Raw genomic sequence first — 25,252 nt, 5'->3', positions numbered from 1 at the left:
AGAGTGCTTAAATAAGAACACTTATATAAGAGTACTTAAATAGTTTTATCTAAATAACTATTTAGTAAATTATTTATAAAATACAAAAAGGCGCAACGATTAACTTCATCAGTGATGAAAATAACCGTTACGCCTTTTTTAATACGTATTCTTAATTTATCTAGTTTAAATAATTATTTTTTAACAAAACTATCGGCAATAGGTCTAGTGCTAATACCATGTATAAATACACTAAACAAAATAGTCGTCATTGCTATTGTCGCTATTTGATATTTGTTTTCTATTTGCGTATCTATCACCATCAATGTAAAAACAATTGATGCTAACCCTCTTGGTCCAAACCACGCAAATGTAAAACGCTCTTTGATACTCAGTGCCGTAAACTGCAGAGACAGCATAACTGGAATTATTCTAATCAATGTTGTACTTAACAAAGCGTAAATTATAATTTCAGTATTTAATTTAGGAATAACTAAGTAAGCACAAACAAACCCGAACAAGCACCAAATCATTAACGATGTGAAATCTGCGATATGCTCTGAGTCTTCAATTAATTCTGTTCTAACTTCTTCGGTCGAAAATTTATCAAATAATAAGCCTGCAATAAACACCGCAATAAATCCACTGCCATGAAAATACTGAGTGACAGAAAACACAGCCATAGCAAAACCGAGTAATAAAAACGGACTGGTATTTTGTGCAAAGTAATGACGTTTCATTGCAAAGTTTAAACTCGGTATAAAAACAGCAATACTTGTAATAGCTATTAATAAAGCCAAGCCAAGCTCTCGTCCAAACACACTTAATGTTTGTGTTGCGGTAATAGCTGAATCAGGATTTTTAGCGAGTAATATAAATATTAAAAATATGGGTACGCATAATCCATCGTTCAAACCACTTTCAGTATTTATTCCTTCGCGTATTTTTTCAGGCACTTGTGTACTTGCTAGTAACCCTTTACTTAATGCCGCATCGGTAGGTGTTAAAATAATAGCGAGCAACGCTGCTTGAATAAGTGAAAGCTCAGCAAAGAAAAATAAAGCAACAGCAATACCAAGTAACAAAGTTAAGGGTAGGGCAACAAACAACAGTAAACTAGGATACTGAAAACTATGCCTTAATACACTCAACTTTGATTTAGCTGCATCAGAAAATAAAAAAATACTTAGCGTAAGCTCTATAAATGGTAATAAAAGATCAACGCCTTCTTTTATTTTATGCCCTTCGTTGGGTAGCACTAAAGCTAAACATATTCCGCCAACAACAAAAAACATTGGGCCTGTTACTTCTGTTTTTTCTAACTGGCGAAGTGTTAAAGAATAAATTAAAAATAATCCGCCTATAAATGCTATTACTAAATACTCCATTAAATTTTCCTTTTAAGTCCTGACTTTGCTCGCTCTTTAATATTTGTTTGAATATAAATTTGATCGGTAGTCGCAATTTTAGAATGACCTAAATCTTCTGATAAATGTTTAAGCGGTCTGGTTTGCGCATCATGTGTGGCACCAGTATGACGAAGCCAATGTGCAGTTGCAGCGCCAAGTTGTTCAGCATCATCTTTAAAACCATCATCAAGTAATGATTGCTGTGCATAATCAAAACTTTGTTGAACTAAACGCCTAATTTGCCTTACGGTCATACCACCTTGCCCGCGAATTTTATGAACCAAGGGATCTGATTCATCAACACGGGGAAGGGCAGGTAAACCTCTGTATAGTCTATAACGTTTTAAATATTCAACAAAATCATCGCTTAAGGTTACATCTCGTAATTTATTACCTTTGCCCATAATACGTAAAAACCAAAAACCATCATTATCTTGCCAAAAATGGGACATCACCGGCGACCATTGTGGGCGCTCAGATAATTCTGAGATTCGTAGATAAAGACCTTTTAAACATGCAAGCGTAAATAAGTTTCGCTCTAAATCAGGGTTATGTTCGCATAAATCACGCGTTACACCAAAAACGTATTCCCATTGAATATCGCTTAATGTGTCTGGAATTTGAATTTGTGATTGAACAACTAAGTACGGACTATTTTTTTTAACAACAGGGACAAAGTTAGCAAATGTTTTTTCTTCTAGTAAGGCAAACTTATAAAACACATTTAATGCTGTAAACATAGACGATAAAGTTTGCTGACTAGCAATGGATTCTTTAAGCATAAAAGGGCGCCAGTTTTGGTTTAATCGACGAATTCCTTGTTCATCTTTATAACGCCATTGCACTGAAGTTGCAGCCCATGCTTTATCGGGTTCGACCATAAAATCAACGTAAGCTTCAATATCTTCACGTTTTAAATCGAATACTGATTTTTCTGCTATTAACCATGACCATAAATAAAAGCGTTCAAGCTCATTTCGAAAACGACTATAAGTCGCTTCTGACTTTCGGCCATAAACATATAAAAACTGATACAAGAATGTCAGATCGGCTTTTGATTCAGTTACAGTCAAGCCAATTTCCTGTATAAAGGATGCAAGTTCTGGGTATTCTGAATTGAGAGTACCGTCATCTAGATGGGCAATTTGATATCTTAATTGTTTTAACGTATCAACCAAAGCAACAAGCATAATGTATAAATATTCAATTAAATAATAGACTTACAGAATAACGTCAAAGTCCGATACTGTCTAGTATTGGACATAGTAAAGTTCTAATTATTTTAATACCGTGATTATTCTATGGTTGTTGGTTGCTATATCTTATTAAGGAAAACATTATGAAAAAACTAATTATACTAAGTGTACTTGCTTTAACTGTTGCGTTAACTGGGTGTGCTACTACAGGTAGTGCATCGCCAAGCGAAAAACGTTCACTTGTACAAAGTATGAAAGCAAACACATTAGATAAATTATACGCTGAAAAACCTGATGTTAAAAAACAAATTGCTAACTCTGCTGGTTATGCTGTATTCGATAACGCAAATGTAAATGTAGTGCTTGCTAGCTTTGGCGGTGGTTACGGTGTTGTTAGAAATAATCTCACAGGTAAATCGACTTACATGAATATGGGCGAAGCCGGTTTAGGACTTGGTTTAGGCGTTAAAGATTTTAACGTTGTAATGGTTTTTCATAACCAAGCTGCACTAAATAGATTTATTGAACATGGTTGGGCATTTGGCGGAAACGCTGATGCAGCAGCAAAATATGAAGATAAAGGCGGTGCACTAGTTGCCGAAGCGATTGCAGATCAAGTTACTGTATATTCTGTAACCGAAAATGGCCTTGCACTACAAGCTGTATTAAAGGGAACTAAGTTTTGGGTTGATTCAGAGCTTAATTAACCACCAAATTACTCTCCTAAAAGAGAGCTGGTTTGTATAATCACGCTCGCTTTATTAAAACTCAACCAATTTAACATAACGTAATTTATGGGTTGTTTTGATTTTGATACTATATCTAAACCCTATACAGTATATTTTATTTAGTTTAATATCGGTCTTTAATCTGTATTATACAATTATATAAGTAACGAAATTAATAATAGAAAGGAAGCTAAATGTTTATAAAAACTGATACTGATCAATTATTAGTATTTAGGACATGTGAAAAAGAAGTATATGATTTTGTAATGAATACAGGATCTTTATGGCTTAGGACTTCTCATTATTATCAAAATATTGAAGATGATATAGCTCGTGAAGATAAATTAGAGGGTTTGAGTTCATCTAAAATTAGCTTACCTCTTACTTTTGAATCAAGTCGTTCTAATATTACTTCAATTGAAGGTGAAGGTTTTATCGGTGAAACTCCTGAAAAAGCCTATATTATATCCTTTCATGGTATTTCAATTGAGCAAAAAACAAAAAGAGGTTTTGGGCCTAAAACATTTGGTATTTATAATATTGAAAAATTTATAAATAACATTCTAAATGAAGCAAAAAAGCAGTTTGATATAAAAAGTTATATTTTCGGGAAAGTAATTTATCAGTATTCCCCTGTATTTATATCCTCAAGTAATTTAGGTGGTTCTTATAAATTAAATGAAAAAGAGCACTTATCAATTTATGATCAGAACCTCCTTAGAAAACGTCCTGTTGAACCATTTATCCTTCAAGATGAATTTAGATTTGTTCTATTTGTTGATGAATATATAGATAATAATATTGATTCAATTTTAAAAATTAATGTATCAAATAAAAATTTTTATGACTACAGTGAAAATCATTTCTATATCCAGTAATTTTTTATTCGACAATTATAATAATTTTAACTATTTAGCTTTTTATCAAGCGCCTCAGCTAACTTTTCAGTTTCACTAAACACGGTATTCCAATATTTAATGCGTGTATCTGCATCAAGATCGGTAAAGTCGTTTCTGTCTGGGATTTTGCCGTAAAGTAAGCCGGCTACAAATTCTTTTGATGGAGTAATCATTACCACGTTATCGTAATTAAGTGGTGATACTTTACGTTTTAAATTTTTATCGAACCACCCTGCTTTTGGTTCGCTATTAAAATGCGGATATAAAATTAAGCCTGGATTATTAATTTTTAAATCAAAGTGGTAATCAATTATTCCGCCATCGCGATATATTCCTTGCGGCGAGCCTGCAATATTTTTTATGCCTTGCATAACAAGTGGTATTGAACCCGATGCAAGTAACGCGTCTTTTAAATTATTTTGAGTAAGCGCTATGTTTTGCGTTTTAAAATTGTAGCTGTCGGTAATTGATAAGTCACTTGTTGCTGGGCAAAATATAAAACGCTCATATTGCGAGCCTAATAATTTTCGGTTAACGCGGTTTAACATATAACTTTTTGATAAACCCATTAACTGTATTAATTTATTTTCGCTGGCAATAAAGCCATTCGATTTTGCTACTATAAAGTGCGCTTTAAATATGGGGTTATTTATAATTTCGGTGACGCCGTTATCGCCAAAAACATCTTCAAGTAATGCGCGCGCTTTTATTGTTATTTCATTTGGTGTTGGTTTATTACTTGAGTACCTAGTTTGCGAATACGATTTTGCTAATCGCTCAATGGCAGCAACAGGATCGTTTTGTGCAAAACACGCAGAGCGAAAAGCGCCTGCAGATGAGCCGATTAAATTAAGTGGTTGGGTACGGTTTTTAAAAAATTCACCAAAAATATATTTATCTAAACCAAATAAGGTAAACCATTTTGGGCCGCCACTTGCGCCTAAAAATGAGGTGAAAAGTTCTGGTTTAAAGCCTTGTTCGTTTATTATTTTTGCTGCGGTTTTACCTGCGTGGATCTCGATCATCTAAAAAACTGTGCCTTTATTATTGATTATTTTAGTTGTTTATTTAAAACTGAAAGTGAATAATTATTCAAATCAAAAAGCGATTTCATGTTGCCATAAAACCGCTTTTTATCGTTAAAAGTGCTTAAAATATGTTAATCAGTCCCAAATGCCATCTTCGCATTTACCCTGTACTTTTACATTTTTTATTTTAAATTCTGGCTCTAAACCTTTGTCTCTTTGTGCGTGGTAATCGCTGGTAACAGACAAAATAGTCGGCGTTAACAGTATAATAGCGATAACATTAACCACTGTCATTAACCCTAAGGCAATATCGGCTAAATCCCAGACTTCTTTTAACGTGGCTGATGCGCCCCACAACATCATTGATAAATAAAGCAAAGTGTAAATACCGCGCCCTACTTTGTTGTCGAGCTTAAAGAGGTGTAAGTTACTCTCTGCATAGGCGTAATTTGCAACCACCGATGTAAACGCAAATAAGGTAATTGCAGCTGCTACAAAGTAAACACCACCTTGTGCTAAGTGAGCTGTCATCGCGCTTTGTGTTAAGCGAATGCCTTCCATTTCGCCGCTAATGTCTATATCGGCTAATAAAATAATAACGGCGGTACAGCTACACAGTACTATTGTATCGAAAAATACACCTAGCATTTGTATGTAACCTTGCGTTACAGGGTGATTAGGAATAGGGCTGGCACTTGCTGATGCATGAGGCACACTACCCGCGCCCGCCTCATTAGAATATAAACCACGTTGAATACCGTTTTTAATTGCTGCGCCCATTGCACCCGCTCCGGCTTCTTGTAAACCAAATGCTGATAAAAATATATCTTTAAGCATGGCAGGTACTTGCGTGAAATTTATAATAGTAATAATTACGGCAGCAAGTACAAACACAATGCCCATTATTGGCACAACACGCTCTGCAAAACGGGCAATTGCTTTAAAGCCACCTAGTATAATTGAGCCTGCGAGTACGGTAATAACCAGACCTGAATAAAATGTAGGAACTTCAAACGCGTAATTAAGCGCGTCGGTAATTGTGTTAGTTTGCATTGCGCTAAACGTAAAGCCGTAACCTAAAAACAAACACGCGGCAAACACAATTGCAAACGCCCGGCTACCCAAACCTTGTTGAATATAATACGCAGGGCCGCCTCTAAACTCGCCGCCACTATCGCGCACTTTATATACTTGCCCAAGTACGCTTTCGGCAAAGCCTGTTGCCATGCCCAATATGGCGATTACCCACATCCAAAATATAGCGCCGCTGCCGCCAAGTGAAATTGCCACTGCCACACCGGCTAAATTACCTGTCCCTACTCGTGCGCAAAGCCCTGTACACAACGCTTGGAATGATGAAATGTCGTCTTTTTTACATTTACTGCTGCCTTTTAAAAGGCTAAACATATGTTTAAATTTAAGTATTTGAATTGCTTTTAGTCGTACCGAAAACCATATACCTGTAAACAAAAGTATATAAATAAGTACCTGACCCTCTCCCCACAAAAGGTTGTTTACACTTTTGACGACGGTATCGAACATTACTAATCCTTTTTTATTTTATACTTTTACTTTATGTTAGCACCGACTTTAAACTCTGCATGTAGCGCTACTCAACTTTAAAACTCCGGCAGCTCATTATGCGTTAAACATAATAGTGTTTAAGTTTGGCTTTACCCGATAGTGAAGTGTGTATTGGTGTTTAATAATCTGTAAGTAAGCACATTTAACATTGAATTTTATTTCTATAAATGTGAATAATAAATCACACCTACACTTTATATTGATTAGTTAAAAAATCAATAATATCTTTTTAAGATTCAGTATTTTATTTTGCGCATAGGTGCGGGATGCAATAGTTTTTATTTTGATGCAGTAAGGTTTATATGAGGCGTAATGAGGATTAAGAATGGCAAAAAAATAGCGCATAAAGTTATGCGCTTTTTTGTAATTATATTTAATTAGTTATAGCTGTATTGTGTAGGTGCACTGTAATGGTTGTTGCTGTTAATCTGTAAATTTTGCATTGCTAAGTATGAGCGACCGGCATCTAAGCCTAATTTATGATCAAAACGTAAATCGTTATTTGAACTACCTAATAATTTGCTATGCAGTTTTTCGTCTGCAAAAATTTGTATTATTTCAACATCACTTGGTGGATTTGCAATAAACTCAAGCTCATCTAAATACGCTTTCTCATGCTGTATCAAGTAGTCCAATGTTTTTGGACAATAGCCTGATGCTATAGCAAATGCTCTTAGCTTTTGTACCCATGCAGATTGCGCTTGAAAATTAGCGTCAACCGTTCTTATTACTACAATCTTACGAGCGCCTCGGTTGTAAGCTTCACGTACTGGTAATGGAGCTGCTAAACCGCCGTCTAGATAAAAATCGCTCTGTACTTGCTCTTCAGCAAGGTGTATTTCGTTAGCTGCTTTTGCGTTTAACCAAGGTGTTAACTTTACACCTTGTTTGTATAAAAACGGGAGTGCGCTAGAAGCCTTTAACAAATCACGCCATTGGCCACTCTCACCTGTTGGCGATAAGTAATATGCTTTTCTGTCTCGTGCATTAGTGGCTGTTATAAGTAGCTCACGCGCGCCCAAACTCGTTTTAGCTGTTTTAAAATCTATGGCTCTTTTTACCTCAGTGGTTTTGTCAAAGTACCAATCTAAATCAACTATGTGTTTACCCACTAATCCGCGACCAAGCTGAAAAAAACGTTTGTTACGCGAAAGCCCTCTAATTAGGCGTTTGGCATAGCCTTTTTGACGCGCTAAGTAACTAGTTAAGTTTTGCGAACCTGCAGAGGTGCCAATGAATAAATCGAATGGGTCATATTCTTGCTCTAACCACGCATCAAGTACGCCAGCTGTGAAGATCCCTCGCTGCCCGCCACCTTCAGCAATCAGTGCAACTTTTGGTTGCGCTGTTTTGTTAACTGAATTAGCTGTTGCGCAATTTAGAGACTTCACGGTGAACCTACCTTTATTTAATGATGTTTGGTTTAATACATACATTATAAAAAATAAAAGTGATATCTTAAAATTGATTATTTAAATCAGTTCGATTGAAAAAACAGAACGGTATGTAAAGCAAAATATATACTAAAAATAGCAATCAAATTTACTTTGAATATTTAAATAACAAATACAGACATCACTTAAAGTTAATAAAATGAGTTAAAAAAGTTTAACTTTTGATGATGTCTGTATGTTAACAAGCCCAGAGTGTACGCTTGCTTAACTAACTATATTTTAGTGCTTTATTTCCATTAAAATTTCGAGTGCACGGTGGCGTTTTTCACTATCGAATACATCATTGGTAAATATAAACTCATCAACTTCTAGCTGTTTCGCTATCATCTCTAACTTGTGTTTAATACTTACATGTCCGCCTACTACGCTTAGACTTAAAAAGTTCTCTACATGAGCGCGTTCTTGTTCGCTCCATAACCCGTCCATGCTTTCAACAGGTGGTTTTAGCCACAGCTCGTTACCGCGTATCAGTTCGAGCACACGTTGCTTAGAAGTAGTCGACAAGTATTGCGCTTCATCGTCGGTGTCTGCTGCCACTAAAGGCAGTGCAAGCATTACGTATGGCTTATCAAGGTCGCTTGATGCTTTAAATTCGCGCTTATACAACGCTATTGCATCGTGCACAAAGCGCGGTGCAAAATGTCCTGCAAATACATACGGTAACCCTTTTTGCGCCGCTAGTTGCGCGCTAAATAAACTCGAGCCTAATAACCAAATAGGAACGTTTGTGTTCTCACCCGGTATAGCGCGTATTGGGTGCGTACCGTTGTATGGACCTAATAACGTTTGCAGCTCAGTTACTTCACCCGGGAAGTTTTCAGCACGGCTCATATCGCTATTTAATGCACGACTAGTTACTTGGTCGCTGCCGGGGGCACGCCCTAATCCTAAATCTATTCGCCCAGGATATAAGCTCTCTAACGTACCAAATTGTTCAGCAACAACTAATGGGGAGTGGTTTGGCAGCATAATACCGCCCGATCCAACGCGTATCTTTTTGGTATTACCTGCAATGTGACCAACCAAAATAGAAGTGGCAGCGCAAATTATACCTGGCATATTATGATGCTCAGCAAGCCAAAAGCGATTAAAGCCAAGCTCGTCTGCTCGCTGTGCGTATTTAGTACTTTTATGAAGAGTGTTGGCAACACTGTCCCCTTTGATCATGGGGGCAAGTTCGAGTAACGAAAAAGGAATGGAAGTTAACAAAATAGCAGCTCCTAAAAATGCATACTAATAATGGATTACATCATTAGCATAAAACACTTAAATGGGTCTGCTATTAGGTCAATTCAAGTTACGCAGAGGTATTAGAGCAAAATAGGTATATGTTATTTTGCTCTAAGGTATTCAGGCAAGCTGTGCATCACGTTGGCGCTGCTTTTTATAGCCTTCTGAGTCTACGCCTTTTTTCCAATAACCAGAGGATACAATATTACCGCGCGGTATATTAAGTTGCTCAGTTAGCAGTGTTTTTACTGTACGTACAAGGCCTGCCTCCAGTGCCATAAACACAATAGGTGGCTGCTCTGTAATGTGCAAATTTTTAAGTGCACTTAGCATTGCTGTATCGGCATTATTGGTAATTAACCAGTTTATATCGCGATTTGTTTCTAAATCGATAATGTCTTGCTCAGTAGGGGCATGTACAAATGCATCAATTTTTGCAGCTTCAGGTAACTGCTGCACATAGCCTTTTATAGCATTTACTGAGGTTAAATCGCCCAATAATATATAATGAGGGTGCGCGTAATTATCTAATTTTTTAGGGCCTGGTCCAGCTATACCTAGCGCGTCGCCTACTTTTGCAATTTTAGCCCAGTTAGTCGCGGGGCCTTGGTGCATATTTATAACAAAATCAAGCGTTAGTGCGCCGGTTTGCGCATCCACATGCCTTATTGTGTATGATCGCATACACGCTGTTTTTAAGTTAAAATCTACTTCACCATTTTTTGGGAACAGTACTTTTACATAATTACCAATGTGCGCGGAGGTTATATCTGCAAAATCGTCTGAGCCTACAACAATGCGCTGTAAGTGCGGTGTAATTTGCTCAGTGCTTAATACTGTTGCTTTGCGAACTTGTTTACCCATTTTAAATCACCTCGTTTACAAAACTTAGGTTTAAATAATTAACTGCTATAAAAGCAGTCATTGCACAACGCCCCATTGGTTGATAAAATCAACTATAACAATTTAATTGACTTTGTCAACCATATTGAGAGTTCTATGAATACACCTTTATCAAATACGCTGTTTGAACTAATGCAAAATTACCGTGTCACAATTCGTGAAGCAATTAACGCAGGCGAACTTGGTATTAATGCTATGCACGTACGCTGCATACATATTATCGCGAACGTAAATAACTGTACGGCTAACGATATAGTTACTAAAACGCAGCGCGACAAAGCGCAAATAGCACGTTTAATTAAAGATCTTATTGGCTTAAATTTAATTAATAAACAGGCGAGTGAGCACGATAAACGCTGCTTTATTTTGTCGCTCACAGAGCAAGGTAAAGTTCTTTTTGATAAGTTATTAGCCTCAGAGAAAAAAATAAATAATCAAATGTGTAAAAACTTAAACCCTCAACAAATCAAAGACTTTTTAGATACCGCACAACAAATGATCAAAAACATGGATTGATCAGCCATACATTTCTTGGCATAACTTACACAAAACGCATATACTGTACACTTATACAGTATATGCGTTTTAGGTTGTGTTATGTTTGTCATTCCCATTTATATAGAAGCAGGCGTGTGTGGTTTTGAATCCCCCGCAGCGCAGTACACCGAGCTAGGTGTAACCCTTGATGAGCTTTTAATAAAGCATCCAGATGCTACGTTTATTGGTATTGCATCGGGGTGCTCTATGCAAGAAGTCGGAATTTTTGAAGGGGACTTATTAGTTATCGACCGTGCAGAGCCTGCAGAAAATGGTGACGTTATTGTTGCTAACTTAAATGGTCTTTTTGTATGCAAACTACTTGATAAAACCAATGCGAGGCTGCTTTCGGCTTCTTCTTTACATAAGCCTGTACAACTAACCTCTTCAGACGAATTTCAGCTAGAAGGCGTAGTAACGCTATCAATAAGAATGCACAGGCAAAGCCCAGAGTTACTAAAATGTATGCCTTAGTTGATGCTGTGTCATTTTATGCCAGTGCCGAAAAAGTATTCGACCCTGCTATTCGCTCCAAACCCGTGGTTGTACTTACCAATAACGATGGCTGTGTATGCGCTATTTGTCCTATTGCTCGGCGCTTAAATATTCCTAAATTTGGCCCGTACTTTAAAGTTAAGCATTTACTTGAGCAAAATAACGTTGTTATTCGCTCTAGTAATTACGAGCTTTACGCTGATTTAAGCGACAAAATGATGAATATTATTGGCCGCTTTTGCGATACACAGCACATATACAGTATTGATGAATCGTTTTTGCACTTTAATGGCTACACATCATTAATTAAAGACTGGCATGAATACGGCCATACAATAAGGCGCACAGTATGGCGCGAAACAAAGCTTCCTGTAGGTGTTGGTTTTGGCCCGACCCCTACTTTAGCAAAAGCCGCTAACCATGCCGCTAAAAAGCTCAGTGGCTTTAATGGTGTTGCAGTAATAAATAGCGAGCAAACTCGCCAAGCTATTTTACAAAGAATGAGCTGCGAAGATGTGTGGGGAATAGGCCGGCGACTAGCTAAAAAGCTTAAAATAATGAATATACACACCGCTTGGGACCTTGCTCAGCAAAACCCTAAAGCAATGCGCCGTGCATTTAGTGTGGTTGTTGAACGTACAGTAAGCGAACTTAACGGGATAACATGTTTAAACTGGGATGATGTACGACAAGACAAGCGAGAGATTTATTCGACCCGTAGTTTTGGAGAGCGCATATGCGAGCCAACAGCCCTTAAAACGGCGCTAATTAACCATGTAACCACAGTGGCTAATAAACTAAGAGCGCAACGTTCGCTCACCTACCAGCTTTATATTTTTGCAGCCAGTGGCGCGCACGAAAACAGATATTATAAAAAGTCGTTTGTATATAAGTTCCCCTCACCCACTAACGACACCTGCGTGATGGCTAATGCTGTATCTGAGGTATTTAATAATATTTACCAACCGGGAGTTCGGTTTTATAAGTGTGGTGTGGGCGCGGTAGAGCTAATATCAGAACAGTTTCAGCAAAATGACTTATTTAATAAGAGCCCTGATAATCCAAAGCTTATGCAATGCCTAGACACAATTAACAATCGATACGGAAAAGGGATGCTCAGCCTTGCAAGCAGTAAATTAAATGACCGATGGCACATGAACCGTGATTTTTTATCGCCGCAGTACACTACGCGTTGGCGCGATATCCCTAAAATATACTGCGAATGATTTACTACTTACTAGATGCTTTATTTGCTCTCGTCTGCTTTTTTAAATGTGCACTCTACACTAGGTTCGCTTAATGTGTATTTTAGTGTGTTATCAGCTAAGAATTTGATACTTTGACTGATTGTTTTTTCGTTTGCAGGGTTTTCACAACGGCTCATTCTTAAACCGTTTTCAAGGCCATCACTTTTATATTTAAGCGTACTGGTTATAAAACAAAAGTTTGGTTTTTTAATAGTGCGAGTACCATTGTGGAGCGATCCAAATACAATTTGTTCTCCAAGTTTAAAACCTGCACTTAAATCACTTTCGTCTGTCAAACTCAAATCGCTATTAACGCATAACCCTGAATTGGTCGACACAACTTCGTATGCCCCCAGTTTTGACTTTAAAAACGGTATAAATCGTGTTTTATTACTCGGCTCAGAAAAAGCATTTGCACTTGTAAAAGCGACAGTTAATAAAGCGAGTGTTAAATATTTCATTTCGTGGGTGTATCCTCGTGAGTCAGCGTGTTAAATAATAGCAAAATGCCTAATCACTTAGCTTTTATAACTTTTAACAACTATAACAGAGATTTACTATAAAAGGAGAGAAGTCGTATTACAGGAGCGAGCGCGTGAGTAGGACGCGGAAGCTTTGCTCGGTTTTTACTTATTCTTACTAGAATAACCCAGGAGCAGTTGTCGAGCCCACTAGTTTACAAATTTCGCGCCGCGATTAAATCCTTCTTGGATTGAACAAATTCAACCACCAAAGGTAAACATGCCCTAGATACTCATTACAAACCATTTTGTTGTTAAGCACTTTATTTAATACGTACTTAAACAACAAAACGATTTATACCAATGCGCTTAATTGTAAGGGTCAATTGAACTCATTAGATTGTTTAACTAGTTATACGAATTGGTATTTATTTTATTGCCAGTACTTTGCAAATAATAAAGGGTAGCTTTGCTTTAAAAACTTAGGTTTGTCTTTAAAACGTTTACCTTTGGGTTCATCACTGCCAGATGGGATAAACGGCAATTCGTCTTCACTGCGTTCTTCAAATAATAAACCGGCTATTAAGTCATACTCATCAATGTACGGATAAGGCTGCTCGTTTAAGTAATAAACGGGTGTACACTGCGCTATCGAATCAGCATTTTCTAAGGCGTTTTCGAATACTGTTTTACCGCGCGAAATTAACCAACATCTAAATTCGCTAAAGCCGTAATCGTCGTTACATCCAGCCATCACAAAAGCGGCACCAAATAAATCCCAGGTAAAACACTTGCGCATATGTATGCCAAAATGCTTATCAAAATCAATAAGGTGTTGATCGCTTAAATCATTAAGTTTAGTTTTTAGGTTATCGCTCACACTTTGCGGATCGAGCCCTAAATCAGGCGTTGTTACTAATTCCCAAAAAGCCTGTTCTGTTAACGCTGCCATTATAAAATCTCTTTTACTCGGCCAACTTGACCATCTTCTAAACGTACTTTAATGCCGTGTGGGTGATTAGGTGATTTTGTTAAAAGACGCTCAACAACACCTTCGGTTAATGTGCCGCTGCGTTGATCTTCTTTTAATACAATATTTACTGTGGTACCTGGTGAAATTTGCGAACGCGTAGGAACAGCCATAATTTAAACCCTAAAAATAATTTATCTAATTATAACGTCCATGTGCTATCAAACCAACAAAAGCTCTGTTAATTGGCGGAAAATGAAATATGTGCTGGTTTTGCGTTCAACTTAATACTCGTAAGCTCTTTGAGTATTATATTTGTTAATTCGTTAAGTTGCGGTTTTGCACTTTCAAGGGCTATATCATCGTTAAAATAGCACTGTACTTTTAACGTATTGGCCTCGTTATTTAAATCGATGGTATGCGTTAGATAATCAAAACCAATTACGCTTTCTTTTATTGCCTCGCATGCATTAGTAAGTGCTAGTCGAATGTGCTTATCGCGCTGCTTTTGAGTTTTAGTCATAAATATAAAGTTTACTTACTTAGTTTGGGCTTGTTGCTGTTTTTTAAACTCTTCGTAGTTAGAGTCTTGTTTATCTAGGCATTCGTAATATTCTTTGTCGGCTTTATAGTTACATTCATCAAGGCGCGCCGATTGAACTTCATGAAAACGCGCGTCAGAGCTGCAACCAGCTAAAACACATAATCCAACAATAAGTAATGCGCTACTTTTTAGTTTATTGACAAACATTAAATTTCCTTACACTTTCTATATCGAAAAAGCGTTAAATTATTACAATATTATTGTATATTAGCGCCATAAAACCTTAATCTCCAAAGGATCTATTTCTATGATGTCGCAGTTACAAAAGTTGTTTCAGCGTATAGACAAAAGCAAGATATTTCAATCATTTGTTATAGCTGTAATTATTGTTTCTGCCCTGACAGTAGGTGCACACACTTACTCACTACATCCTACCGTAGAGCTTGCTCTAAATTGGATGGATGTTGGCATTACCGCATTCTTTTTAATTGAACTAGTAATCCGCTTTATTGCAAGTAAAGGCATAAAACACTTTTTTTCTAAAGGATGGAACATATTCGACACCATCATAGTTTTGGGCAGTTTATATCCTGCTGCCGGCTCTACTATGTTAATTGCTCGTTTACTGCGCATATTTAGAGTGCTGCGATTGGTATCGATGATCCCAGAGCTGCGCTTATTAGTTAACTCATTGCTTAAAGCCATCCCACAAATGGGTTATATAGCCCTATTAATGTTTGTTATCTTTTATATATACGCTGCAATGGGCAGCATGATGTTTGCCGAAATAAACCCCGTACTTTGGCAAGACGTTTCAATCTCTATGCTAACCCTATTTAGGGTGGCAACGTTTGAAGATTGGACCGACATAATGTACGAAACAATGGCAGTGTACGAACTAAGCTGGATTTATTACCTTACGTTTATATTTCTAACCGCATTTGTCTTTTTGAATATGATGGTAGGTGCCATTTTAGAAGTTATGAGTGAGGAGCACCGCAAAGCGCGAGAAGAGCTCGCAGATGATAGCTCATTACCTGCAACGCAAGGGCAAGTAAACGAACTACAATCCCAAATTGCTGAGCTTAAAGAGCTATTGAGTAACCGCAAAAACTAATCTGATAAGAGTACTAAAGCACCCACTTAAAGTTTAAAAAGTGGGTGCAGATTGGGCATTCAACTGAAACATGCGTTACCAAAGTGCTTTAATTCCCCTCGTTATCAGGTTTGTTATCCGTATCTTCAAAAGAAATAACGTTATCGACTTTCATTTTAAAGGCATCAAAAAAAGCATTTTTTAAAACCGAAGTAACTGCTTGGAAAGTCGATACATCTGCATTGTCTAATTGCCCTTCTATAGGAATGCGTGCAGCAACAAGTTTAGACTCATCGTTTTCGAGGATAGAGCCTAGTAAATCAACACTTCCTTCAAATATGGCTGTAAATATGCCGTCGTCATCTTTTTCAATATCTTCGCGCCACGAAAAAACACGCAAGTTTTGAACGCCCGCTTTAACATAACCATTTAAGTTATTATCTTTAGCCACAAGTTCCATAGCGCCATCAATGCCTCCCGCTTCAATATCAAATGGTGTATACACTTTAAATACAGTGTCTAAATTTTTAACTGAAAAACGTTGTACCTCTGCGTTAAAGTCAAAATTAGCTTGCTTGCTAAAAGGGTCTAATTTGCCATTAAGCTTTAATGCTGCCTCCCCCATTAATGCTCCCTCTACGTTTAGAGTAGTCACAAGTGTTTTTGATAGGTTTTGCGCATTCGTTATATTTTCAATTTTGGCGTTAATACTTGATATAAAAGTAGGATTTTCACCGCTGTTAGTTGAATTAACTAAGGTTAACTTTCCTTGCTCAATTGTTAAGGTATCAATAGAAAACAGTACTAAGTTATTGGCGAGCCCTACCCAGGTAGTTTCGTCTTTTACTTGTTTATTTTGCTCAGAAGCATTGGGGTCTTTATCGTAAATAACTATTTCAGGACGCGTAAAGGCCATGTTTGTTACTAAATTACCCTTTAAAAGGGCTGACCACGCGAGTGAAAAATCAAGAGTTTGAATACTCAGTAAAGGCTTCGGAGCTGAAGTTGCATCAACAGCGTAAATTTCAACGTCGTCAATTGCGTAGGCACCGCGATATAAAAACAAATCTACATCACCAACATGCCCCGTAACACCTTGCGTATGTTTTAACTGATAATTTACGTAGTATTGAACTACATAAGGCGCGGCTATTCGCATTAGTATAAGCAATACAATCAGCGCTATTACACCTTTAAAATATTTGGTGTGAAATGTTGTAGATGAAAAATGCATTGTAATTTCCTTTGCTAAAAACCAGGGCCTATTGACCTTTAAGGATTAAACTCTGTTCTATGTAGGGCAACGTATGTTTGGCATTTATGCTGCGTTATCGCCTATTTATGAAGAACAACCACACAACATAAACTCAACCATACCTAAAAACCAAACGTACGGCTGCACATTTAACCTCGAAAGATAAACAGGCTCTAATTAGTTAAACTTTTTAATTAAGTACATAAATAAACGTGTAAAAATTACTAATATTTGTAACTTAAGTACCTGTTAGGTATAAAATTACAAATAGAGCAAAGCCATATAAGCTTAAACTCTAAACTACAGTCACTACAGCAAGGGATATACCACTATTCAAATACACCGCTTAATGAAATGATTCCCATCCTTATCTATCTATACTTTTGCCAACTAATAACCTGCATTGATTCGAATAAACTGCTTTCATCTACTAAAGTAAAATTAACGCAAACAAGAATAAAAATACATGAACCCTGTTTTTTATATATTAGTTACCCTATTTTTAACCAGTGTTATTTGGTCTGTCATATTTTTAATGTCGTGGTTTACGTTAGGTAAAAAGCAATATGCCATGCTTTGGACAATCGCATTCGCACTCTCTGCATGCCAATGGGCAACAATATTAGCAGAACCATTATTTGACTCTCATACACTATATTGGATGTTAGGAAGCAGCTTCTCAGTAGGCTCTGTGCTACTTGGTACATGGGGGCATTGTATTAGGGTAAATTCGAGTATAAAAATTCGCTATTTAATCATCTCGGCAATAGTAACTCTTGCTGCTGTTTATTATTTTACAGCCATAAATGTGCATGTTGGCTTATTTATGTCGTTGTATGTGTATTACGATGTGATCTTACTGATACTAAGTGCGGTTATTATTTTCAGGCATAAGCAAAAATCACTCCCTGCTGAAATAGGCGCTAGTATTACTTATACGCTATGTGGATTACTTTTATTTGTTGCAGCAAGCATAGCGTTACTACAAGGTAGCCAAGTAAATGAAGAATATATAGCGCTGTATACGTTAATTAATTTTATGACAGTCCCTGCTGCTCATGTAGGCATGGCCGTATTTATAATATTCATAATGGCGTCTGATTTAGCCGAAAAAATGAACCACCTTGCAATGACTGATGTACTTACGGGCTGCTTAAATAGGCGTGGGTTTTATAATAAAAGCCAAGAGCAACTAAAAGATAAACTTAATAATTATAAGTACGTAAGCTTAATTTATTGGGATATAGATAAATTTAAAAAAATAAACGATGAGTTTGGACATGCAGGAGGTGATGTGGTGTTAGTAGAAGCGGCGAAAATAATGCAAGACTGCATAAATCCAGATGATTTGTTTGGCCGAATTGGTGGCGAAGAATTTACCTTATTAATAGCACGTAACGACGAGCTTACAGCTAAAGCATTCCCCGAAAAACTAAGAAACGCACTCGCCAGTAATCCGATTCATTTTAATGATAAAGTAATTAATGTTACGGCAAGTTTTGGCGTAATAAATATTAAATGTAATAAAACCGCAATTGAAAGCGCAATAAATGAGGCAGATAAAGCACTCTATCATGCTAAAAGTGGAGGGCGTAATCAGGTAGTTCATATAAGCGAATTAAGTCAATAAAAGTTCATTATTACTAAGGCCTACCTATCTTTTTAGGTTGAATTTTCGGCAGCATCTTTAGGCAAATAGCATTAAAAAAACGAGGCGTATTGCTCCGTTTTAAGTTATTTTCATATGAATGTAAGCTAATAGAATAACACAAAAGAAGTTACCGCTCGCAGCGAGCAAGAAACACACGGCACGCTTAAATCGAACCTAGATAAAACAAACTTTGAGTCTAAAAAGTCAGCGCTCTAACTAATAAGTTTAAGCGCATCGGCAAATCTAACTGGTTTACTGAATATAAAGCCTTGGTATTTATCAATTTGTAAACTTTGTAATAACGTTAACTGAGCTGTGTTTTCTACGCCCTCCGCTATTACTTGGCAACCAATCATGTGCGACATGTTAGTTACCGCAGATACAATACTTTTATCTTTTGAGCATTCACAAATATTATCAATGTAAGATTTATCTATTTTAATATAATCAACTGATAGCTCTTTTAAAACTGATATAGAAGAAAAACCAGTACCAAAATCATCAATAGAGATACGTACACCGGTATTTTTTATGGCCGTAATCACTTTTGACAAATACGGTAAATTTTTAATCATCACTGTTTCTGTTATTTCTAAATGGACATTGTATGGTTTAACTGCGTATCTATTTAAAAGCCCAACCAAAAATTCTAAAAAGTTATGGTTTTCTAGTTGCAACACCGACACATTAATAGACAGTCCAATATTACTATTTACCGCATTTAACTTACTTAGGCTCGCAATAGCTTGCTCAAGTACAAACTCACCTAATATATTAATTTTTCCATATCGCTCAGCAATATCTATAAATTCTGAAGGCGGAATAAATTCATCATTAAATTGCCAACGAAGTAGTACTTCAAACGTTGTTATTTCATTTGTAGTTATATCAACAATAGGTTGATAACACAGATGAAAGTCACCTTTATCTACGCATTCTTTAATAGAGCTACGAAGTACTTCTTCTCTTTTAAGCGATTCGTGCATCCGCTCGTCAAATACCGATATTTCGTTACGGCTTTTCTTACCTTCATACATAGCCACATCAGCATATTTAATCGCGTCTTCAAGAACAAAATTTTCGCGCGTAAAATACAGCCCAACCTTAAAAGAGGGATTTACTTGATAGCTATCCATACTCACTGTTTTCGTTAAAGTTTTAACTAATCTAAAAACACAGTCAAAAAGCTCGTCTTCGGTGTTACTACGAGAATAAAAAATAAACTCATCCCCTCCCCACCTACACGCAATAAAGTCGCCTTGGGTTTGTGTTTCAACTAATCGTTTACCTGTTTGGGCTAATACAAAGTCACCAAAATCGTGACCGTATTTATCGTTGATGATTTTAAAGTCATCCATATCTAAAAATAAAACAGCTTTAATATCATCACTTTGATTGGCTAAATCAAGTTCAACATTAGAAACAAAACTTCCCCTGTTAAACAATTTAGTTAGATTGTCTTTTTGCTCTAAAAGGATTATTTGTTCAGTACGAACTTGCACTTCATTTTCTAAGTTTTCAATGAATTGATCTAACTTAAGTTCATTATTAATAGATGACTTTACATCTTTTGCACTGCGTATAGCCGTTACAAAACATAATATAAACCATAAAACGAGTCCTAAAACACCCAATACATTTTCATCTTCTATTGGCTGCAAAAGTAATAAAATACTAAATGGAACCAACAAGCAGGTTATGTACGACAGTGATGAGCGAATATCAGAGGCTAAAACATTAACACCGCCACCAGCTAGGGAGCTAAAAACAACCAGAGAGACAAATTTCTCTTGTATTCCCATGTTTTCATAAAACAAAATAGGAAAAGCAGCCCACGTTAAAGCTGTTAATAATAAACCTATAAAATACAGATGATATTTAAAAGGGTGAGCTTTGTTAACAAATACATGACTAACTATTCGAAGTAACGAAATAAGCGTTAGCGTAAAAAACCAGTAAAGTTTTTCTTGAGAGGCACTGTGATTAATACTGCTAAAAATAAGAAAACAAGAAACAACCGTATTTATAGCGATTGCAGAGATAAAATAAGAGCTAACAAATGCTAACCGCTTATTGGCAAAATTATTTATGTGAGAAGTCATTAATGTTACTTGAACAGGCTGTTGCACAGTGTAAACAGTTTACTTAAGTTCAATAATAAACAACAGTAAACATTCATAAATAAGTATTGTTTAAGTCTTCATTACTCATAAAACCAAAAAGGGTTAGCAATTTGCCAACCCTTTTTGTTAATACTGATTATATATTATACCAACTCGCTTAATTAAGTGATCTATTTTGAGGGAAGAAAATCGTGTCGATAACAAGGCAAAAATTTCATTATTTAGTTGTTCTATATCAGAAATTTTTAACGTAGTTAGCGTCAGATTTAACCCCTCAAATTGATCAAGTATTATTGCGAATTGGTATTACTCACCATCAACAATTATGCGTAACATACGACGAAGTGGCTCTGCCGCTCCCCATAAAAGCTGATCGCCTACTGTAAATGCACTAATGTACTTTGGCCCCATCGCTAATTTACGAATACGGCCAACAGGAATGCTTAAAGTGCCTGTTACTTTAACGGGTGTTAAATCTGTAGAACTAATTTCGCGCTCGTTCGGAATTACTTTAACCCACTCGTTATGAGACGCTAAAATTTCTTCAATTTTTTCTACGCTTATATCTTCACGTAATTTAATGGTCATCGCTTGTGAATGGCAACGCATAGCGCCAATACGCACACATAAACCGTCAATAGGTACTGGTTGCTTTGAAGAACCTAAAATTTTATTGGCTTCTACTTGCGCTTTCCATTCTTCTTTAGACTGACCGCTTGGCATAGGCACGTCAATCCATGGGATCAAGCTACCGGCAAGTGGCACACCAAATTGGTCTTGTGGTAAATCACTCGACGCCATCGTTTCGCTTACTATTTTATCAATTTCTAAAATAGCAGAGCTTGGGTTATCTAGTTTATCTGCAACACTTGCATGAATAGCACCCATTTGTGCAATAAGCTCTTTCATATTTCGTGCACCAGCGCCCGACGCCGCTTGGTAAGTCATTGGGCTTACCCATTCAATTAGGTCTTGCTCAAATAAACCACCTAATGCAAGTAACATCAGCGATACAGTACAGTTACCGCCCACAAAGGTTTTAACGCCTTGCTCTAAGCCTTGTTCAATAACATCTTTGTTTACGGGATCAAGCACTATAATGCTGTCCTCACTCATACGCAGTGCTGAAGCTGCATCAATCCAGTAACCATCCCAACCCGACTCTCGAAGTTTTGGATATACCGCATTGGTGTAGTCACCGCCTTGGCAAGTAACAATAATATCCATTTTAGCAAGTTCGCTAATGTCACTTGCATCTAGTAATGGTTTTGCGTCGCCTACTATATCTGGGCCTAGTTGACCCGCTTGTGAGGTGGTGAAAAAGGTGGTGTCGATATGGGCAAAATCACTTTGCTGCTGCATACGTTCTAATAACACTGAGCCAACCATGCCTCGCCAACCGACTAATCCTACTTTTTTCATTGTTTGTTCCACTGTTTGATTCATAAAAGATGCCTTAATACATTAAAAATTAAAATTCATTGCGTGAGATTTAATTTTTATTAACGTCAAAATAACACCACCAGCGCGCTAAAACTAGTGAATAAAGTAGAACTCAAATTTTTTTCATAGTCATAAAAAAACCCTGTATTAAATACAGGGTTAGCGGTGGATTTATTCACCCCCTTACGAGGGGGATAACAATAAAATAAACGCTTAAAACTCGTAGCTGTAACTTAAGTCAAAGGTAATGCCCTGCTCTTTAGAGCGAACAATAATATCTGATTGGGTTACTTCTTGATCTTCATCGAGTAAGTTTTTAACTTTAAATTTAACTTTAGAATTAAAATCAGGGTAGTACGTGTAAACTAAATCAAGTGAATGAAATGGCTGCTCGTAGGCATCATCACGATTAGCCACACCAGCTGCTAATATACGCTCACCAAATACGTTATAAACAAGTGAGCTACTGTGCATACCATCAAGTGAATCGTAATTAAGTTGTAAGTTAACTACATATTGAGAGTGACCTGTCATACGCTTTTTAGGGTTAGTTAACGTGCCAGCAAGCGCAGGGTCAATAGACGCCTCAGAATCACTTATTGTAATGTTACCACTGGTAAATAAACCTTCTGCAGCAAACGTTAGGTCCTGAAGCCATTCAGCCTCAATACCGTAAACCTCAGCAGTTTCACCATTAATAAATGACGCAGAGTAATCTTCATCACCAATATTTAGTACAGTTTCGATAGGCGCTGTTATGTCTTTATAAAAGGCAGCTACACTAAATGAATTACCCGCTTGCCCGTAATACTCATAACGTAAGTCATAGTTTTTAATGGGACTACTTTTTATACCTGTACGGCCAAATGTTCTGATATCAGTTAACGGGTCATAATAAGTTACCGGTACAACTTCACGAAAGTCAGGTCGAACAACCGTTTCGCCATAACCTAAACGAATTTGATAATCGTCACTGCCTACGTAAGTAACTGACAATGCAGGATACCAATCATCTGTGACAATAGAACCCGCTTCAATTTTTTCAGGATCGTAAAAAGTATTTAAATCTTGCTGATCAAAAATAAGGCTCGATGTACCAATGGATGTTTGCTTAAATTCTTCATAACGAATACCACCACTGACTCTTATCCATTGATCGTAAAAAACATCAAATGACGCATAACCGGCATCAACTTTTTGAGCGGCAATGTAATCGTCGGCATCAGGCGCTGTAGGCTCATTAAAATCAACTAAAATGGCGTTATTATTAATGAAGTCGTCAGTTAAAAAGCCACTGTTATTAAGTGGATCAGCACTTCCATCATTAATTGAAATACCCGAGCCACCACTGTTATTAATAGCAAAACTTGAGGTATTAAATAGTCGCGCCCTATCAGAAAAATCGTAACCAAACTTAAACTCAACTTCCATCGCGTCAAAAGACAGTGGCAATGTAAGATTACCGCCGTAGGACTTAACGCGCTCTTGCATATTTGTGTACGACATAATTACGCGGTTATCATCGCCGGTTATAGTAGAACCCGCATAGCTGCCATCGTTATTATAACTATCACGAAATTCAAAATCCGCACTGGTAGGAATATCTGTCGTTGCTTTAGCTTCAGTGTATTGCCAATCAGCACCTATTCCCATGTAATCTAAAAAGGTATGTTGACCAATAAATTGAGTAATATTTAACTGGCGCTCTTCGTAATTAAACGCGTGGTTACGATTTGCAACGCCATCGCCTGCAATACTAAACGTAGAGCTACCGGCAGGGCTTTGCGAAATAGCAATTTCTGACTCGTCTTCATTATCTATAATATAAAGCTGTTGAGCTGAAATACTATGTGTGCCAAGCGAATAAGAAAGGCTAAGCGATCCGTTATAACTTTCGGTCTCAGTAGTTACCTGTGAATTTTTGACTGTGTTGTAGCACGAGTTAGATACATCATCTGCGGTGGCAAGCGATGTTGTACAATCAATTGAACCATCCTGGTTTTCAAGATCTTGAGTGATTACAGAGCTAAAACGCTCTTCAAAATCCCACTCATTTTTATATGCACCAGCCAGTAAAAAGCCAAATTTGCCGCCAAAGTAAGACTCTTCAAAGCTATCGCCATAATGCGCTTTAACATTATAACGAGGGTCTAACGACTCATCTTTTAGCTCATACCCACGTGGCAGTGACTTTAACAATGCATTGTTAATCGCTGTTGCTTGCTCAGCGCGGGTTTGCTCACCATCAACAAAACCTTCACGACTTACTATATTGCCAATACCAAAGTTACCACGGTATTGTGATATCGCATTGTTTAAAGCCTCTGGAATGCCCTCTTCATTACGATTATACGTAAATCCATCGCCTGATGCTGTATCGTATCCTACGCCTACTTCAAATCCTGCTGTAAATTCACTTGGCGCTGTTTTAGTTCTTATATCAATATTACCGCCACCAAACGCAGCGGGCATATCTGGCGAATACGCTTTTTGAACAGCCATACTCTCAATAATACTGGCAGGAAATATATCTAGTGGGATTACATTACGTGTTAAATCAGGGCTTGGAATATAAGCCCCATTTAATCGAGCACTTGAATAACGCTCGCCTAAACCGCGTACGTAAATAAACTTACCATCTACTAACGTCAAGCCTGTTACTCGCCTAAGTGCAGATGCAGCATCACTATCACCAGTACGCGCTAATTGTTCAGAACCTAAAATATCGGCAACAAACGCTTGGTTTTTACGCTCTTCAACAACAGCGGCTGCGCTGCCTTGTAAGCGCGTACCTACAGCAACAACTTCTTCTATTTCTTGTGAATTAGTAAACTGTTCATCCGATTGGGCGGCAATAAGGCTTGTAGACTGTGCAGCTAAGCCTAAGCCAATTGCCCAAGTAATTTGATTGAGTCTATGTTTTTTAGACATGAGAAAATCCTAATCAGGTTATACAAAAGAGGCGCCTTACGCTTAATATACAAGCCACAAGGCGCCTTTAATTAGAGGTTATAAATGCA

23 protein-coding genes are annotated in these 25,252 nt (G+C 37.1%); 7 read left to right on the top strand and 16 right to left on the bottom strand.

The window, feature by feature from the left end; all coding sequences use genetic code 11:
* Positions 1-173 precede the first annotated feature (173 nt).
* Positions 174-1,367 carry a cation:proton antiporter gene (locus tag I6F45_RS05660; RefSeq protein ID WP_197159918.1) on the bottom strand — a complete coding sequence of 398 codons (1,194 nt, stop codon included), beginning with the start codon at positions 1,365-1,367 and terminating at the stop codon, positions 174-176.
* Positions 1,367-2,578, bottom strand: coding sequence for a tyrosine-type recombinase/integrase (locus I6F45_RS05655; RefSeq protein WP_007583195.1), 1,212 nt, complete (start codon positions 2,576-2,578; stop codon positions 1,367-1,369). The genes I6F45_RS05660 and I6F45_RS05655 overlap by 1 nt, the downstream gene beginning before the upstream one ends.
* A 149-nt stretch (positions 2,579-2,727) precedes the next feature.
* Here I6F45_RS05655 and I6F45_RS05650 point away from each other — a divergent pair, with 149 nt between their 5' ends.
* Positions 2,728-3,291 carry a YSC84-related protein gene (locus tag I6F45_RS05650; RefSeq protein WP_007583197.1) on the top strand — a complete coding sequence of 188 codons (564 nt, stop codon included), beginning with the start codon at positions 2,728-2,730 and terminating at the stop codon, positions 3,289-3,291.
* A gap of 215 nt (positions 3,292-3,506) precedes the next feature.
* Entirely contained in the window at positions 3,507-4,190 is a 684-nt protein-coding gene (locus I6F45_RS05645; RefSeq protein WP_197159916.1) for a hypothetical protein, read from the top strand.
* A gap of 26 nt (positions 4,191-4,216) precedes the next feature.
* Here the strand turns inward: I6F45_RS05645 and I6F45_RS05640 are convergent, their stop codons facing one another.
* The 5 genes from I6F45_RS05640 to I6F45_RS05620 all read right to left on the bottom strand — a co-directional run bounded on the left by I6F45_RS05640 (position 4,217) and on the right by I6F45_RS05620 (position 10,371).
* Positions 4,217-5,236: a patatin-like phospholipase family protein gene (locus tag I6F45_RS05640; protein WP_197159914.1), complete on the bottom strand. Its 1,020-nt coding sequence runs from the start codon at positions 5,234-5,236 to the stop codon at positions 4,217-4,219.
* Positions 5,237-5,374: 138 nt separating this feature from the next.
* Complete coding sequence (locus I6F45_RS05635) at positions 5,375-6,781, bottom strand: alanine/glycine:cation symporter family protein (protein WP_197159912.1); 1,407 nt, start codon at positions 6,779-6,781, stop codon at positions 5,375-5,377.
* 419 nt (positions 6,782-7,200) lie between these two features.
* Positions 7,201-8,214 (bottom strand): patatin-like phospholipase family protein, encoded by a 1,014-nt coding sequence (locus I6F45_RS05630; protein ID WP_165741853.1) that lies wholly within the window; start codon positions 8,212-8,214, stop codon positions 7,201-7,203.
* Between the two features lie 282 nt (positions 8,215-8,496).
* Positions 8,497-9,486: an LLM class flavin-dependent oxidoreductase gene (locus I6F45_RS05625; RefSeq protein ID WP_165741206.1), complete on the bottom strand. Its 990-nt coding sequence runs from the start codon at positions 9,484-9,486 to the stop codon at positions 8,497-8,499.
* A 141-nt stretch (positions 9,487-9,627) separates the two neighbouring features.
* Positions 9,628-10,371, bottom strand: a complete 744-nt coding sequence (locus tag I6F45_RS05620) for a siderophore-interacting protein (RefSeq protein WP_165741207.1) — start codon at positions 10,369-10,371, stop codon at positions 9,628-9,630.
* Between the two features lie 135 nt (positions 10,372-10,506).
* Here I6F45_RS05620 and I6F45_RS05615 point away from each other — a divergent pair, with 135 nt between their 5' ends.
* From I6F45_RS05615 to I6F45_RS05605, 3 genes are all read left to right on the top strand, one after another.
* Positions 10,507-10,926, top strand: a complete 420-nt coding sequence (locus I6F45_RS05615) for a MarR family winged helix-turn-helix transcriptional regulator (RefSeq protein ID WP_010552917.1) — start codon at positions 10,507-10,509, stop codon at positions 10,924-10,926.
* A gap of 81 nt (positions 10,927-11,007) precedes the next feature.
* A complete protein-coding gene (locus tag I6F45_RS05610) occupies positions 11,008-11,421 on the top strand; it encodes a S24 family peptidase (protein WP_165741208.1) in 414 nt (137 codons plus the stop codon).
* On the top strand, positions 11,409-12,668 hold the full coding sequence (locus tag I6F45_RS05605) for a Y-family DNA polymerase (protein WP_165727958.1): 1,260 nt from the start codon (positions 11,409-11,411) through the stop codon (positions 12,666-12,668). Before I6F45_RS05610 ends, I6F45_RS05605 begins: the two co-directional genes overlap by 13 nt.
* A 20-nt stretch (positions 12,669-12,688) precedes the next feature.
* Here the strand turns inward: I6F45_RS05605 and I6F45_RS05600 are convergent, their stop codons facing one another.
* From I6F45_RS05600 to I6F45_RS05580, 5 genes are all read right to left on the bottom strand, one after another.
* Entirely contained in the window at positions 12,689-13,150 is a 462-nt protein-coding gene (locus I6F45_RS05600) for a hypothetical protein (RefSeq protein ID WP_010552920.1), read from the bottom strand.
* A gap of 433 nt (positions 13,151-13,583) precedes the next feature.
* Positions 13,584-14,102 (bottom strand): DUF4240 domain-containing protein, encoded by a 519-nt coding sequence (locus I6F45_RS05595; protein WP_007377587.1) that lies wholly within the window; start codon positions 14,100-14,102, stop codon positions 13,584-13,586.
* Positions 14,102-14,293, bottom strand: coding sequence for a YwbE family protein (locus I6F45_RS05590; protein ID WP_007583223.1), 192 nt, complete (start codon positions 14,291-14,293; stop codon positions 14,102-14,104). The genes I6F45_RS05595 and I6F45_RS05590 overlap by 1 nt, the downstream gene beginning before the upstream one ends.
* Positions 14,294-14,361: 68 nt before the next feature.
* Positions 14,362-14,643 carry a hypothetical protein gene (locus tag I6F45_RS05585; RefSeq protein WP_007583225.1) on the bottom strand — a complete coding sequence of 94 codons (282 nt, stop codon included), beginning with the start codon at positions 14,641-14,643 and terminating at the stop codon, positions 14,362-14,364.
* 15 nt (positions 14,644-14,658) lie between these two features.
* Positions 14,659-14,871 carry a hypothetical protein gene (locus tag I6F45_RS05580; protein WP_197118990.1) on the bottom strand — a complete coding sequence of 71 codons (213 nt, stop codon included), beginning with the start codon at positions 14,869-14,871 and terminating at the stop codon, positions 14,659-14,661.
* Positions 14,872-14,971: 100 nt separating this feature from the next.
* Here I6F45_RS05580 and I6F45_RS05575 point away from each other — a divergent pair, with 100 nt between their 5' ends.
* Entirely contained in the window at positions 14,972-15,781 is an 810-nt protein-coding gene (locus tag I6F45_RS05575; protein ID WP_007583228.1) for an ion transporter, read from the top strand.
* 88 nt (positions 15,782-15,869) lie between these two features.
* On the opposite strand, the gene I6F45_RS05570 is transcribed toward I6F45_RS05575, so the two are convergent.
* Positions 15,870-16,994 (bottom strand): DUF748 domain-containing protein, encoded by a 1,125-nt coding sequence (locus tag I6F45_RS05570; protein ID WP_197159911.1) that lies wholly within the window; start codon positions 16,992-16,994, stop codon positions 15,870-15,872.
* Positions 16,995-17,481: 487 nt separating this feature from the next.
* On the opposite strand from I6F45_RS05570, the gene I6F45_RS05565 reads away from it, so the two are divergent.
* On the top strand, positions 17,482-18,645 hold the full coding sequence (locus tag I6F45_RS05565; protein WP_197159910.1) for a GGDEF domain-containing protein: 1,164 nt from the start codon (positions 17,482-17,484) through the stop codon (positions 18,643-18,645).
* A gap of 233 nt (positions 18,646-18,878) precedes the next feature.
* Here I6F45_RS05565 and I6F45_RS05560 read toward each other — a convergent pair whose 3' ends face one another.
* From I6F45_RS05560 to I6F45_RS05550, 3 genes are all read right to left on the bottom strand, one after another.
* Positions 18,879-20,768 carry a putative bifunctional diguanylate cyclase/phosphodiesterase gene (locus I6F45_RS05560; RefSeq protein WP_206009631.1) on the bottom strand — a complete coding sequence of 630 codons (1,890 nt, stop codon included), beginning with the start codon at positions 20,766-20,768 and terminating at the stop codon, positions 18,879-18,881.
* A 327-nt stretch (positions 20,769-21,095) separates the two neighbouring features.
* Positions 21,096-22,235 (bottom strand): aspartate-semialdehyde dehydrogenase, encoded by a 1,140-nt coding sequence (gene asd, locus I6F45_RS05555; RefSeq protein WP_197159909.1) that lies wholly within the window; start codon positions 22,233-22,235, stop codon positions 21,096-21,098.
* Between the two features lie 210 nt (positions 22,236-22,445).
* On the bottom strand, positions 22,446-25,163 hold the full coding sequence (locus I6F45_RS05550; protein WP_197159908.1) for a TonB-dependent receptor plug domain-containing protein: 2,718 nt from the start codon (positions 25,161-25,163) through the stop codon (positions 22,446-22,448).
* Positions 25,164-25,252 lie beyond the last annotated feature (89 nt).

Origin of the sequence: Pseudoalteromonas sp. SWYJZ19, assembly GCF_015864375.1 — a bacterium.
GTDB lineage: Bacteria > Pseudomonadota > Gammaproteobacteria > Enterobacterales > Alteromonadaceae > Pseudoalteromonas > Pseudoalteromonas arctica.
Note: the sequence above shows the minus strand (reverse complement) of the source record. Positions and strands in the feature narration are given on the sequence as shown.

Bases quoted from the DNA above. Each gene is read 5' to 3' on its own strand.
- I6F45_RS05660 (WP_197159918.1), bottom strand. From the start codon at position 1,367: ATGGAGTATTTAGTAATAGCATTTATAGGCGGATTATTTTTAATTTAT.
- I6F45_RS05655 (WP_007583195.1), bottom strand. From the start codon at position 2,578: ATGCTTGTTGCTTTGGTTGATACGTTAAAACAATTAAGATATCAAATT.
- I6F45_RS05650 (WP_007583197.1), top strand. From the start codon at position 2,728: ATGAAAAAACTAATTATACTAAGTGTACTTGCTTTAACTGTTGCGTTA.
- I6F45_RS05645 (WP_197159916.1), top strand. From the start codon at position 3,507: ATGTTTATAAAAACTGATACTGATCAATTATTAGTATTTAGGACATGT.
- I6F45_RS05640 (WP_197159914.1), bottom strand. From the start codon at position 5,236: ATGATCGAGATCCACGCAGGTAAAACCGCAGCAAAAATAATAAACGAA.
- I6F45_RS05635 (WP_197159912.1), bottom strand. From the start codon at position 6,781: ATGTTCGATACCGTCGTCAAAAGTGTAAACAACCTTTTGTGGGGAGAG.
- I6F45_RS05620 (WP_165741207.1), bottom strand. From the start codon at position 10,371: ATGGGTAAACAAGTTCGCAAAGCAACAGTATTAAGCACTGAGCAAATT.
- I6F45_RS05615 (WP_010552917.1), top strand. From the start codon at position 10,507: ATGAATACACCTTTATCAAATACGCTGTTTGAACTAATGCAAAATTAC.
- I6F45_RS05610 (WP_165741208.1), top strand. From the start codon at position 11,008: ATGTTTGTCATTCCCATTTATATAGAAGCAGGCGTGTGTGGTTTTGAA.
- I6F45_RS05605 (WP_165727958.1), top strand. From the start codon at position 11,409: ATGTATGCCTTAGTTGATGCTGTGTCATTTTATGCCAGTGCCGAAAAA.
- I6F45_RS05600 (WP_010552920.1), bottom strand. From the start codon at position 13,150: ATGAAATATTTAACACTCGCTTTATTAACTGTCGCTTTTACAAGTGCA.
- I6F45_RS05595 (WP_007377587.1), bottom strand. From the start codon at position 14,102: ATGGCAGCGTTAACAGAACAGGCTTTTTGGGAATTAGTAACAACGCCT.
- I6F45_RS05590 (WP_007583223.1), bottom strand. From the start codon at position 14,293: ATGGCTGTTCCTACGCGTTCGCAAATTTCACCAGGTACCACAGTAAAT.
- I6F45_RS05585 (WP_007583225.1), bottom strand. From the start codon at position 14,643: ATGACTAAAACTCAAAAGCAGCGCGATAAGCACATTCGACTAGCACTT.
- I6F45_RS05580 (WP_197118990.1), bottom strand. From the start codon at position 14,871: ATGTTTGTCAATAAACTAAAAAGTAGCGCATTACTTATTGTTGGATTA.
- I6F45_RS05575 (WP_007583228.1), top strand. From the start codon at position 14,972: ATGATGTCGCAGTTACAAAAGTTGTTTCAGCGTATAGACAAAAGCAAG.
- I6F45_RS05570 (WP_197159911.1), bottom strand. From the start codon at position 16,994: ATGCATTTTTCATCTACAACATTTCACACCAAATATTTTAAAGGTGTA.
- I6F45_RS05565 (WP_197159910.1), top strand. From the start codon at position 17,482: ATGAACCCTGTTTTTTATATATTAGTTACCCTATTTTTAACCAGTGTT.
- I6F45_RS05560 (WP_206009631.1), bottom strand. From the start codon at position 20,768: ATGACTTCTCACATAAATAATTTTGCCAATAAGCGGTTAGCATTTGTT.
- asd (WP_197159909.1), bottom strand. From the start codon at position 22,235: ATGAATCAAACAGTGGAACAAACAATGAAAAAAGTAGGATTAGTCGGT.
- I6F45_RS05550 (WP_197159908.1), bottom strand. From the start codon at position 25,163: ATGTCTAAAAAACATAGACTCAATCAAATTACTTGGGCAATTGGCTTA.